Source organism: Chryseobacterium sp. C39-AII1 (assembly GCF_039672645.1).
GTDB lineage: Bacteria > Bacteroidota > Bacteroidia > Flavobacteriales > Weeksellaceae > Chryseobacterium.
In genome coordinates this window covers 64,868-77,364 of sequence record NZ_JBDFPQ010000001.1, presented here as the reverse complement: position 1 = coordinate 77,364, position 12,497 = coordinate 64,868, and the positions used below count along the sequence as shown (strand labels likewise).

The 12,497-nt window shown below is 32.9% G+C and carries 12 protein-coding genes; 11 read left to right on the top strand and 1 reads right to left on the bottom strand.

Annotated elements, in window-relative coordinates; translation table 11 throughout:
- Positions 1–4: 4 nt before the first annotated feature.
- From ABEG63_RS00325 to ABEG63_RS00275, 11 genes are all read left to right on the top strand, one after another.
- Positions 5–1,441 (top strand): hypothetical protein, encoded by a 1,437-nt coding sequence (locus ABEG63_RS00325; protein WP_346582108.1) that lies wholly within the window; start codon positions 5–7, stop codon positions 1,439–1,441.
- A complete protein-coding gene (locus tag ABEG63_RS00320) occupies positions 1,416–1,961 on the top strand; it encodes a hypothetical protein (protein ID WP_346582106.1) in 546 nt (181 codons plus the stop codon). Before ABEG63_RS00325 ends, ABEG63_RS00320 begins: the two co-directional genes overlap by 26 nt.
- Before the next feature lie 95 nt (positions 1,962–2,056).
- Entirely contained in the window at positions 2,057–2,467 is a 411-nt protein-coding gene (locus ABEG63_RS00315) for a hypothetical protein (RefSeq protein WP_346582104.1), read from the top strand.
- 155 nt (positions 2,468–2,622) lie between these two features.
- Entirely contained in the window at positions 2,623–3,201 is a 579-nt protein-coding gene (locus tag ABEG63_RS00310) for a hypothetical protein (RefSeq protein ID WP_346582102.1), read from the top strand.
- Positions 3,202–3,261: 60 nt separating this feature from the next.
- Complete coding sequence (locus ABEG63_RS00305; RefSeq protein ID WP_346582100.1) at positions 3,262–4,101, top strand: tetratricopeptide repeat protein; 840 nt, start codon at positions 3,262–3,264, stop codon at positions 4,099–4,101.
- A 115-nt stretch (positions 4,102–4,216) separates the two neighbouring features.
- Positions 4,217–7,615, top strand: a complete 3,399-nt coding sequence (locus ABEG63_RS00300; protein ID WP_346582098.1) for a T9SS type B sorting domain-containing protein — start codon at positions 4,217–4,219, stop codon at positions 7,613–7,615.
- A 165-nt stretch (positions 7,616–7,780) separates the two neighbouring features.
- Positions 7,781–8,569, top strand: a complete 789-nt coding sequence (locus ABEG63_RS00295) for a hypothetical protein (RefSeq protein ID WP_346582096.1) — start codon at positions 7,781–7,783, stop codon at positions 8,567–8,569.
- A gap of 194 nt (positions 8,570–8,763) precedes the next feature.
- Positions 8,764–9,540, top strand: a complete 777-nt coding sequence (locus ABEG63_RS00290) for a DUF6759 domain-containing protein (protein WP_346582094.1) — start codon at positions 8,764–8,766, stop codon at positions 9,538–9,540.
- Between the two features lie 108 nt (positions 9,541–9,648).
- A complete protein-coding gene (gene trmB / locus ABEG63_RS00285) occupies positions 9,649–10,326 on the top strand; it encodes a tRNA (guanosine(46)-N7)-methyltransferase TrmB (RefSeq protein WP_267406936.1) in 678 nt (225 codons plus the stop codon).
- A 181-nt stretch (positions 10,327–10,507) separates the two neighbouring features.
- Positions 10,508–11,137 (top strand): DUF6759 domain-containing protein, encoded by a 630-nt coding sequence (locus ABEG63_RS00280; protein ID WP_346582091.1) that lies wholly within the window; start codon positions 10,508–10,510, stop codon positions 11,135–11,137.
- Between the two features lie 30 nt (positions 11,138–11,167).
- Positions 11,168–11,626 carry a DUF6759 domain-containing protein gene (locus tag ABEG63_RS00275; protein WP_346582089.1) on the top strand — a complete coding sequence of 153 codons (459 nt, stop codon included), beginning with the start codon at positions 11,168–11,170 and terminating at the stop codon, positions 11,624–11,626.
- A gap of 81 nt (positions 11,627–11,707) precedes the next feature.
- On the opposite strand, the gene rpsB is transcribed toward ABEG63_RS00275, so the two are convergent.
- Positions 11,708–12,469, bottom strand: coding sequence for a 30S ribosomal protein S2 (gene rpsB / locus ABEG63_RS00270; RefSeq protein WP_267406930.1), 762 nt, complete (start codon positions 12,467–12,469; stop codon positions 11,708–11,710).
- Positions 12,470–12,497 lie beyond the last annotated feature (28 nt).

The following is a 12,497-nucleotide window of genomic DNA, read 5'->3' as shown; positions in this document are numbered from 1 at the left end:
ACTTATGAAAACAAGAATAGTTGAAGGAATTACTGAAATTACGAGTAAAGAAGATATAATATTTCATATCTACGACGGTGAAGCAGAATTTAATGCATTAAACAAAAATTATTGGGACGCGCCCAATACAATTATTGGAAATTATGAGGAAATGGTTCTCCCTGCTCCGGTTGCCGAAGTGATCGAGGTTGGTTTTGCTAAGCAGGAAGTAAAAGACAGTACATCTGATGCAACCAAAAAAGTAATGGCTTTACCCATAAAAAATAGTTTCTCTATTGGTGAAAAAGTTTTCTTGAAAGTAAAAACATTAGGTCTTATAGGCAAGAAACTTAAAGTAGAAGTAAGACAGGCTTTTGAAAAGCAGCTTACCGAAAAAGACCAAAAAGTGGACGCACTAAGTGTCATGGAAATGACCGTAGGTAAAATTACCCAAAGTGAAGATGCACAAAACAAATATGAAGCTTCTAATTTAAAAGCATTAGAAAATACGGCATTGAAAGAAATGATTTTGGAGCCAACAACCGACGATGAAAAGAAAAAGTGGAAAGATATTTTAGCAAAATCTAAAGATAAAAAAATAAAGCTTTATTTTCATGTTGAAGTTTTGGATGCTGAAGGAGATGTATTTTATAAAGGGGACGATGTAAATGATCCAAAGAATTTTTCTTTCCAAAAACCTTTTGAATTAACGGAAGGGGGAACGTGTTTTTGTGGTAGAGATTTTACGGTTGATGAGGTTACTAGTATTATACATCAATTAAGAGATAGTGAGTCAAGCATCAAAAAAAACTATGGCTACGAATTATTTTCAGGTAATAATTGTAAATTTCCTCTACGAGATAAGACCTACGAAAAATTCACAGAAACTATAAATGTTATTTTCAATAAGTATGAAATAAATACATGTATAAGAAAAATTCATTTCTTAGCCCAATCATATGAAGAGTCAGCATATTTTTCAACATCTCAAGAAAAAGGCTCAGAAACGTATTTAAAATCGAGATATTACTATCCGTACATCGGAAGAGGAATAATACAATTAACCCATAGTGGAGAGAAAATTGGAGAGATGGGATATAAACAATATTTTGAATTTTTAAATAGAACCGATTATAAAACTAGTTATGATTTACTAAATAAAGATATACGCTACGCCTTTGATGCGAGTGGGTATTTTTGGTTTAGGGGAAAACTTCTATCAAAAGGAGATTTTTTTAAAGGTAAATATCCAAACTCAAAAGGAGAAAAGAAGCTATTTCCCAAGAAAAAAGTAGGTAAATATACAACCATTGATATAAATTTAGTTGCTGACGATGATAATGTAGAACAAATTACTTTTCTTGTAAATGGTCAAAATATGTACAATTTGGATGGAAGAAAAAAAAGTACAAAAAAACTAAAAGAAATATTTAATTATGAAAAATGCATCAATAAGAAATAATATTGTGATCTTTTTAATATTGTCTAACATAAATATTTATTCACAAACCTATAATGAATTAAAAAAGGATACGGCAGATTTCTTTCTAATAAAAGCAGATTTAAATAAAGATAATGTTTTAGATGACGTTTTTATTAGCAAGCCTCTTTATGGAGATAAATTATTTTTCTTCATAAATAAAAAGAAGGTTTTAGAAACAAGAAACTTATCCGAAGATGGAGGATTTATAATAAAAAATATCACTCCTATAAAAAATGACGGTATATTAAAGATAGAAACCTACTTTCCTGACAGAGGAGATTCGGGAGCTGTTCATTATATCGATTTTAGAAAAAAACAATGGATACTGACAAAGACAATGTATTATGTCAATTATTGGGATAAAATAGCTATAGAATGTAAGTGTTGGGTGAATCAAAATATACTCTTAAAAGAATTACTTAAACCTGAAACAGTAATAAATGGTTTTCCGATTGAAGAAAAAAGAAAGAGAAATTGTTCGTTTACATATCCTAAATAAATGTTTTATTTTAAACCAAATGTCTAAACCAATAATTATACTTTTAATAATGATTGTTAATCTTTCATATGCTCAAATCCCAATATTTCTAAAAAGTGAAAAATGTTATATTTTTAATTATCTTTCAAATCTCAAGATTCTGTTTCACACAGAGTAAATTTGATAAAGCTGATATTAATGATTTTAAAGTCAACAATTTTTCTTTAATATTTTCAAGAGAAAGAATCATTGATTTTGAAAAAGATGCAGGCAAACTTTCTAATAGCAACCATGTACAATATGAAAAAATTCCCTTTTCTCTTACTCGACCTGATAAGATCTTACGTAATGATATTGCTTCTATTTATTTAAAAGGAAAACTTGCTTATGTAAGTTTTGTGGATTTAGAAAAAACAAAATTTTATATTAAATACAAAACCAAAACTTTTTCTTACTTCACAACTATTGAAGATTTCAAAAAAATATTTCCAATTTCATCTCAATCTCCATCAACACTTCCTAGTTAGTGTTCCAAAAGAAAATGCCATTGGATATATCATTTTATTGTACAAAGGAAATAAAAAAGCATATCTAAATTTTACTTTTTATTATGATCATTTATCAATGATATCAATCTCTGATAAATACATTAAGATGACAAATTGATTTCTATAAATAAAAAATGACAAATAATTTTATAATACTATTTATACTGTTAATAACAAACTCATTTACAGCCCAGGAAAAAATTATCCAAGATATAGATGCAGATGGGATTAAAGATACAATCTCTATTGATGCTGAAAATTTGAAATTAATTGCACAGCTCTCTACGAAAAAATTTAAAAAAATTTATAGCGGAGAAATAGAATCTTTGGATGGACAAGGAAGTATAAGAGCTACTAAAAATGGATTTGAACTTGATATTGATTGGATGAGAGCCGGATATGCTTGCCAGTTTAGATATAATAAACTTGAAAAGAAAATACAACTTATTGGGATGAGTAGATATGAATTTGGTCCTGCAAATAATGACGGAAGCGGTGAATCAAGTGTTAATTTATTAACAGAGAACTACATCGGAAATTGGAATTATTATGACTTAAGAAGAGAAAAATTGATAAAGATTCCTACAATTAAAGCAAAAATGATTTTCCCTAAAACTTTTTTCGAAAATTTCGAGGAAAAAATAGTTTCTGATTATTCTGAAAAATGTGCAAATCTCTTTTTAAAAAACAAAGCAAACAGAACAAACAGATAATAAACGCAATAGAAATAATCATAGGCAAAATTTGCTAGAGCGAAGATATTCCGAAAAAACATGAAAAATGTATTAATAATAATTAGTCTAATATTTTTCTGTTCGCTACAAGGGCAAGAATATTCATATCATGAGATTAGTAAAAATTCATCCTCTCAAATATTTGATATTGACATCAATAAAGATGGAGTTAAAGATAAAGTTGCTTCAAATAGAGAAGGAAATGAATTGTTATTTTATATAAAAAACGGAAACCAGTACAATAAAGTTTTTCAGGGTGATAATTACACAATGGATGGCTTATATTTTCCTGTAAAAATTATGGGATTTGCTGAAGATAGTAATGTACTTTATATTAAAAATATCTTTAGTGGCGCAGGCGGGCAAACAATTGAATATTTTTATACTTATGACAATAATAAGTGGAAGCTTTCTAAATCAATTGAGACTTCTTCTGATAATCTAAATACTAAAGTATGCGAAATTGAAAATAAAAAAAGCAATGAAAAAGTTTGTGTAAAAATGGACAATAAAGAATTAGTAAGTAATATCATTAAGAATATACAATTAAAGAAAAATATAGATCTCTACACGAAAGAATTTATTTTTTCCTTGCTAAATACCTATCCTATCACTTCTTTTTCAGTGACTAAATATAATGACCTAGCATTTCAATTAGAGAAAGAAAATAAATTTGATGCAGGTATATTTTTACTAAAAAAAATCATCCAAAAATTTCCTAGCCGAGTTGTAGCCTATCTTAATTTAGCAGATAATTACTGGGCTATAAATGATAAAGATTTAGCCAAAAAGAATTACAAAAAATATATCGAATTAATGAAATCTCAGAATAAGGATCAATCTAAAATTCCTCAAAGAGTTTTTGAGAGAATAAAATGATTTATAAACTATAAGTAACCATTTCACAACCATGATTTTAAAATCATGGTTTTTTATTGTTTTTTCAACATAATAATCGTTTTTATTATTAAATTTGTGATAAATCAACTGCTGAATGAAGAAAATTCTATCCTTTTTTCTTATCTTTTATATTTTCTCTACTACTTTTGCTCAATTAGATAGAGAACATTGGTTTGCGCCTATGGTCGACAGAACGGGAAATCCCAATCAGTATCAGAAGCTTTATATGTCTACCAACCGTACAACACCCTTTCCGGTAAGCATTTATAACAATAATATATTAATCGGAACGGTAAATATCAGCAAAAATAATCCTCAGAAATTTGATGTTTTACGAGATTATATCATCACCACTCAGCAGACCGATTTATTTACTCCAACCACAAAAGGACTTTATTTGAAGGCAGAATTTCCTTTTTATGCCAACCTTCGATTTTCAGTTTTTAATCACGCAGAAATCATTACCTCAAAAGGAATTCCCTCTACCGGAAAGCTATTTTATGTAGCTACAGCCCCTATTACGGTCATTAATCCTATTTTGAATTTCATGACGAGTATTTTGGCTACAGAAGATAATACAACGGTTACGATTTCAAATTATAAACCTACCACTCAGTTTTCTAACGGAACCACGGGAACAACCACTCCTACGATGACGGTCACACTGAATAAAGGGCAATCCTATATTATTGATGGAGTTGGCAACCTTTCCGGAAATGCAGATGGGTTTATCGGGGCTAAAATTGTTTCAAACAAAAATGTAAATATTACGAATGGTAATTTTAATGGTCAATATGCAGGAAATTTCCCTTCCAGTTCAGATATTCTGATGGACCAAGCGGTTCCTGTTGACAGATTGGGAAGCGAATTTGCCCTGGTAAAAGGTAACGGAAATGTAGGAGCCAATATGGAAGGCGCCATCGTAGTAGCCACTGAAGATAACACGCAGATTTATGTAAATAATGAAATTCCGCCGGTTGCGACTATTAATACGGGACAATATTATGTAGTCCCGGATAGCAAATATCAGCTACAAGGGAGCGGTCATTATAATTTATATATGAAAACTTCCAAAAATGCATACGTTTATCAGATTTTAGCGGGTGACTCAGGATCTGGAAACGAAACAGCTACGGGAGGTTTTAATTTTATTCCGGCTCTGAATTGTTATTTACCCAAGCAAATCAATGAGCTAGGTTTTATTAATGAAAACTTTGTTCATTCCAATAATAATCCATCTGGGATTTTAAATATTCCAACCAAATTAAATTTAATCACAGAACGCGGCGCGGTGGTCACCGTAAACGGAAATTTTCCACCAGCCAGCACAGGGCCGTTCAACATGACGGGAACCAATAATTGGGTAACTTACGGAATTCCAAATGTTACGGGAACCATTACGGTAATTTCAGATAAAGCCATTACAGCAGGAATTACCGCGGGAAGTGATGCCGTGGGCTACGGTGGTTTTTTCGCAGGATTTCCTACGCAACCTGTAATCTTAAAATCCGGAGGCGATTGTGCTCCCGGAATCGTTTTAACGATAGATCCTATTATTTACGACACGTATCAATGGTACAGAAACGGAAATATCATTCCGGGGGCTACCAATTCTTCCATCTCCCCTGTTCAGTCGGGTTATTATACCTGCTCTGTAACCATGGGAAGTTGCGCGCCGCTGGTATCGGCACAATACAAAGTGTTGAATTGTATGAAACAAAGTACAGCAACGTATGATGTTTGTACCGATAAAGTGATTACTCCGGCATTTACAACTTCAGCTCAAACTCCGGTTGCCTCTACAGTGGCCGTTACTGTTCAGCCAACGTTAGGTACGGCAACAGTAAACCCTACAACTGGAATCATTACGTATACAGTTACCAATCCGGGAACGGTGGGAACAGATACGTTTACTTATACTTTCTGCGGAAATGATCCTGAATTTACAGATTGTGAAACTATAACCGTAACCATTAATATTCAAGCTCTTGTTACCCAAAATGTAACGTTATCGGCTTGTAATGTGAACGGACAAGGTACATTTAATCTCACAACGGCCAATGTCTCCACGACTACAGGAACCACTATTACCTACTACCCGACTTTACTTGATGCTCAGAATGAAAACGCTGCAGCTTTAATTACAGCCACCACCAATTACACTGCTCCAAACGGAACCATTGTTTATGCGGTTGTAAAAAATACTTTGGGATGTAAAACCATTGCTCAGATCACGTTGAATTTATTTAATCTTGCAGTGATTGTTCAAAACTATAATGGAGTTTTCTGTGATGATAATTTTGACGGAACAGTTACGGTAATTCTTTCCAATATCACTCCGATTGTTTTAAATAATCCGAGCTTCTTCACTAATATCAGATATTACGGAAGCTTAACGGATGCTAATGCAGGAAATACAAATACCCTTCCGAATAACTGGAGTTATACAGCGACCACTACTATTTACATTCGTGTAGATTCTCCAGATGGTTGTCCGCCGGTGGTTCAGCCATTAACTTTCAGTATTGGGGCAAGATTACCGTTGTTAAGAACAAATGTAACGGAAACCGTTTGCGATGATGATCTTGATGCCGTAAAAGCTGTAGATTTAATACCATTTATAACACAGTTTACTACAGATCCTACAGTTACTTATAGCTTTTTTGATACATTATCAAACGCTCAAAATAATGTTTCACCAATTAATAATCCGGTAAATATTTCAGGCAATCAGACGATTTATATCAGATTTGAAAAACCAAATTCCTGTCCGGAAATTGCTTCAATTACCATCAATATTAAAACTTCAAAAAAATCAGACATTTTATTTGATAAAATTATTTGTCCTAAAACGACGACTTCACTAGATGCAGGCCCTGGATTTGACGGCTATCTGTGGAGCACAGGAGCAACTTCACCATCGATTAATAACGTTGGCGTAGGCAGTTATTGGGTAGATCTTACCTTCAATGGATGTGTTTACAGACAGCATGTAAATATTACAGAATCTCCGCTTCCCGTGATCTCTTTAATTGACATCAACGGAACAACGGTTACCATTGGTGTAAGTGGCGGAACTCCTCCTTATCAGTACTCTTTGGATGGGGTGAGCTGGCAAAGTACAAACGTTTTCACGAATGTTCCGAGAGGTGTTCATACGATATTTGTAAGAGATTCTCAGAATTGTGAGGATATTAAAAGAGATTTCACGATCATTAATTTAATTAATGCCATTACGCCAAATCTTGATGGTTCTAATGATTCTATCGACTACTCACAACTCATGACCAAAGAAAATCTTGAATTCAGAATTTTTGACCGTTACGGTGCTGAAGTTTTCCGAGGAACTCCGGCTAATAATTTCAAATGGGACGGAAACATCAAAGACAGACCTGTGAACACGGCAACATATTGGTATTTCATCAGTTTCAGTGAATTTGGTTCGCCTACCAAAGTAAAATACACCAGCTGGCTTCTTATTAAAAACAGATAATAAAATGCCTTCAACAATATTATTTTCATAGATTTTATATTTAAAATGAAAGCTTATAACATTCCTTAACAGTTTACTATAAAAGTTTAATATAACTTTAACCACTTTTCACTAATTAATTAGGTATAAATTGAGGGATTTCTGTGTAATTTTGCCTCATTATATATGAATAAACTTATTACTCTACTGCTATTGACTTTTTTGGTAAAAGTGAATGCACAATTATACTCCGGAGAAGTATTCTTAAGAGATAATTCCGTTTTGTACCTTAATCAGGTATATGTTACCAATCTTAATACCCAGAAAACCGTTCTTACAGATTACAACGGGGATTTTAATATTCAGGCAAATCCGGGAGACGTTATCCGCTTTACCTCCATTGTTACGGAAAGAAAAGATGTAAAACTAACCCCGCAAATGCTAGGCAACCGAAATTTTATCGAGCTTAAAATTGCCTATCACGATATTCAGGAAGTGGTAATCAGCAGATTCAAACCTACCGGAAATTTACGATATGACGTCAACGCTTTACGAAAAGAAGACAAAGCATTAGCAATTAAAAAAGTAATCGGCTTGCCAGAACCTAAAGGAGATGGAAATCCGCCAGAACTTCCTGTTGCCGGGCTTCGGGATGGTGGTCTTACTTTCAGTTTAGAAAGCATTTACGATATTCTTTCAGGAGAAAGAAAGAAAAAGCAACGTTATATTGCCTACGAGAAAATGAACAGCTCTATTACTCAGATTAAAAACTATATGGGTAAAGATTACTTCACAAGATTCAAAATTCCTGAAAATTTAATTGATAATTTCCTACAGTTCGTTTATACTTCAGAAAATATTGAGCCTTATATTATGGCTGGCAATTTCGAAGCTGTAAAAATCCCCATCGAAAAATACTTACCGATTTACCAGAGAAGATTGAGAAACTCTCACCTTCAGGACGTCGTAAGATAATATACTAATCTTGTTAATAAAATGTGCATTATAAAATTTTTATAGTGCACATTTTTTTATCTTCTAAAAATATCCTTACATTTATCTCACAAAGCGGTGTCAAAAATAAAAATTTTATTCTTCCGTTTATAAATTAATCACTAATAACCAATGCCAAATTAAGATCACCAAACCTTAACTAAATATTAGTGTGAATGAAAAAATTACTTTTACTCTTTAGTACAGCGTTATTCGTTAGTCTCTCGGCACAATCGAGAGGGAAAGATTACAGCAATATCCTTAAAAGTAAAAATATTTACGAAATCAATGCTTTTCTTAGAGATGCACATCCGGATGACCCCAGAAGATCCGTCTTGAAACCAAGAGTGATGGATATGATTAAGGATTATATTAAAAATGCACCTCCCGGCGACACAAAAGTAAGACAAATGCAGGATTGGCTTGCCATGCTGAAACGAAGGCCGTCTACCAAGATTTCTTTTGATGAAATGAATGCTATTATTAAGCAAAAACAAATTCTAAAATATCAGAAAGAATTACAGGTTGGGCAATCTGCTATTGTGTATACGCCAAGTGCTTCGCAAAACGTTTATGCCGCCACGCCTACCGTTACAAATGCAGTGATAGCCGATACCGAAGCCTCAGAATTTAATATGCTGATGGGAGAAAACCCTGTGGAACATAAGAATAAAACTGTAAAAATATTAAACTCTCTTTTTGATAACGACCCGAACGCGAAAGAATGTATTGTGATGATCGAAAATAAATCTGACTGCAATATTATCGTCAGAATGGAAGGCATCGGAACCACCAAATACAGACTTCCCATTCCCGCACATAGTGATAATGCGATTGTCATTCAGAAAGGAGATTATCTTTTCACCAGCATTGTTTGCGGCTCACAATATGCTTCACAGAAAACAATTCAGAAACCTTTGATCGTGGCATTAGGAAGTTCTTCTAAAAAATAAAAATTTAGATTTTTATCTGAAAATAATCATTCATACTGTTTTTTAAGACCAAAAGCAGTATGATTTCCTCTATTTTTTGCTATTTTTGCAAGATTTTATTTTTTAATCATGGGCAAGAATAAATTAGCAAGATTTGCTGAAAACAAAATATTACCAAACGTAATTCAACCAACAAGAGACGAAGCTTTAAATGGTTTCGCATTAAAAGGAAATTGGAGAAAAGATTTCTTTAAAAATGATAATCCTATTGTTCTTGAATTAGGTTGTGGAAAAGGAGAATATTCTGTAGGGCTTGCAAAAACTTTCCCTGAGAAAAATTTTATCGGAATTGATATTAAAGGAGCAAGATTCTGGTTCGGCGCTAAAGAAGCAGTTGAAAACGGGATGAATAATGTGGCTTTTTTAAGATCTCAAATTGAATTGGTTGAATATTATTTCGCTGAAAACGAAGTAGATGAAATCTGGATTACTTTCCCGGATCCTCAGATAAAGTACAGACGTACAAAGCATAGATTAACGCATCCTGATTTTTTAGAGAGATATAAAAAATTTCTTAAACCGGGGGGAATTGTGCATTTAAAAACCGATTCAGAATTTCTTCATGGCTATACATTAGGCTTTTTACAAGGTGCAGGCTATGAGATCATTACTGCACATCATGATATTTACGGAGCGGTGGAATATAATCCCGATACGCCTCACCTAAAAGATATCAGAACGTATTACGAAGAATTGTTTTCTTCTAAAGGAAAGACAATTACGTATATAAAATTCAGAATTAACTAAAAACAACAACAAAATGATGAAAAAATTTTCTAACACACGCACATTAAAAAATTATTCTATTTTTAAAGAAATAAGGTAAATTTTTTAAACCTTAAAAACGATAGATTGTAAAAAACTTACAGTCTCTTATCGTCATATCTATACTTCAACACACAAATGAAATCTATTAAAATCACATATGATGAAAAAACACATTTTCGTTCTGTCATTATTCTTAATGACGGTAAGCAATCTGCTTTACGCTCAGAAAAATTTCAAAAACATTCTTAAAAGCACAAGCATCCCGGAAATAGAAGAATTTTTAAAAGTGGCTCATCCGGAAGATCCCAGAAGAAGCGTTCTGAAGCCCAAGTTGGTATCGCTAAAAAATCAGGCATGGACAAAAGGAGCAAAGAATGCAAAACCTATGGAGGCTCGTCCTATTATTGTGGATATTCCAAACAGTGTAATGAGAAACGCTTCTGATGCGGAGGAATTTAAACGTTTAATTACAGAAAACAGCAGCGAGCACAAGGATAAAACCGTAAAGCTTTTAAATGCCATGTTTAATGAAGACGTTCACAGCAATGAAGCTATTCTTTTATGTAAGAACAGTTCCGATTGTAATATCATTCTCAGAATTCAGGGAAAAGAGTTTTATAATTTGGCTGTTCCCGCTAAAGGAGAAAATTTTATTGTGGTAAAAAAAGATGATTATGTTTTAACGAGTAATGTTTGCGATTTACAATACAGCTCAAAAAAGGAAATAAAAAAGGGTGTTTTTATCACATTGAATAATCCTGTAGAAAAAAATACTATGACAAAGAAGTAAAGACTTAAATTTACAGTTTAAAATTGTGAAATGAAGAAGTTATTATTCCCTTTTTTGATGCTTTATGTTGTACTATTGAACAGTTGCAGCCCAACTTATCACAGAACGACCTATCCTGCCAATGGCAACAGCAAACCTTCTGTCAATACGGGAAGCAGCAATACATCGGCAAGCCAAACGGAAAGGGAATATCAGACTTTAATAAAGACTTATAAATCGGAAACGGCAGAAGTATTAACAGATTTATTAAATGGCTCTGAAGACAGCCAAAAAACATCAATTACAGTCGAAAATAAATCGAATTGTAATATGGTTTTAACGATAAGCGGAAACAATTATTTTAAGAAAATCCCGATTGGTGCGAATAAAATAGGTTCAGCAATGGTGATGAAAAACCAAAATTATACGTTGTCGGGAACGATTTGTAATGCTGTTTACAACAAAACAAAATTTGTTACAAGCTCTTATAATATTACGCTTTCAAACTAAATGAATTTCGAAATAATTAAAACAAAAAACCACTGAATCGTTGATTCAGTGGTTTTTTCTATAGTTAAAGAAAATTTTTAATTATTCAGCATCGAAATCAGCATCTTTATCAGCAGATACTACTTCTCCTTCTTCTTTAGATTTTTCTTTATCAGCTTTTCTCTGAGACTGACCTTCTTTGATAGATTCTGAAACAATGCTCAAGATCATATCGATAGATTTAGAAGCATCATCGTTTCCTGGGATAACGAAGTCTACTTTTCTTGGGTCAGAGTTTGTATCAACAATACCGAAAACTGGAATACCTAATTTCTTAGCTTCAGTTACCGCGATGTGTTCTCTCATGATATCTACAACGAAGATTGCAGAAGGAAGACGAACCATATCAGAGATAGAACCTAAGTTTTTCTCTAAGTTAGCTCTTTGTCTGTCTACTTGTAATCTTTCTTTTTTAGATAAAGTTTCGAACGTTCCATCTTTTTTCATTTTGTCGATAGAGTTCATTTTCTTAACAGCCTTTCTGATAGTTACAAAGTTTGTTAACATACCACCAGGCCATCTTTCTGTAATATAAGGCATATTAAGTTCAGCAGCGTGCTTAGCAACTACCTCTTTCGCTTGCTTTTTAGTAGCTACGAAAAGAACTTTTTTACCTGCAGAAGTTAATTTTTCTAAAGCTCCACAAGCTTCATCTAATTTAACTGCTGTTTTATGTAAGTCTACAATGTGAATACCATTTTTCTCCATAAAAATGTATGGAGCCATATTTGGGTTCCACTTTCTAGTCATGTGACCGAAGTGTACACCAGCCTCTAGAAGGTCTTTTACATTTGCTTTTGCCATGTTTTCTGTTTTTGTTAGTTTACTTTCC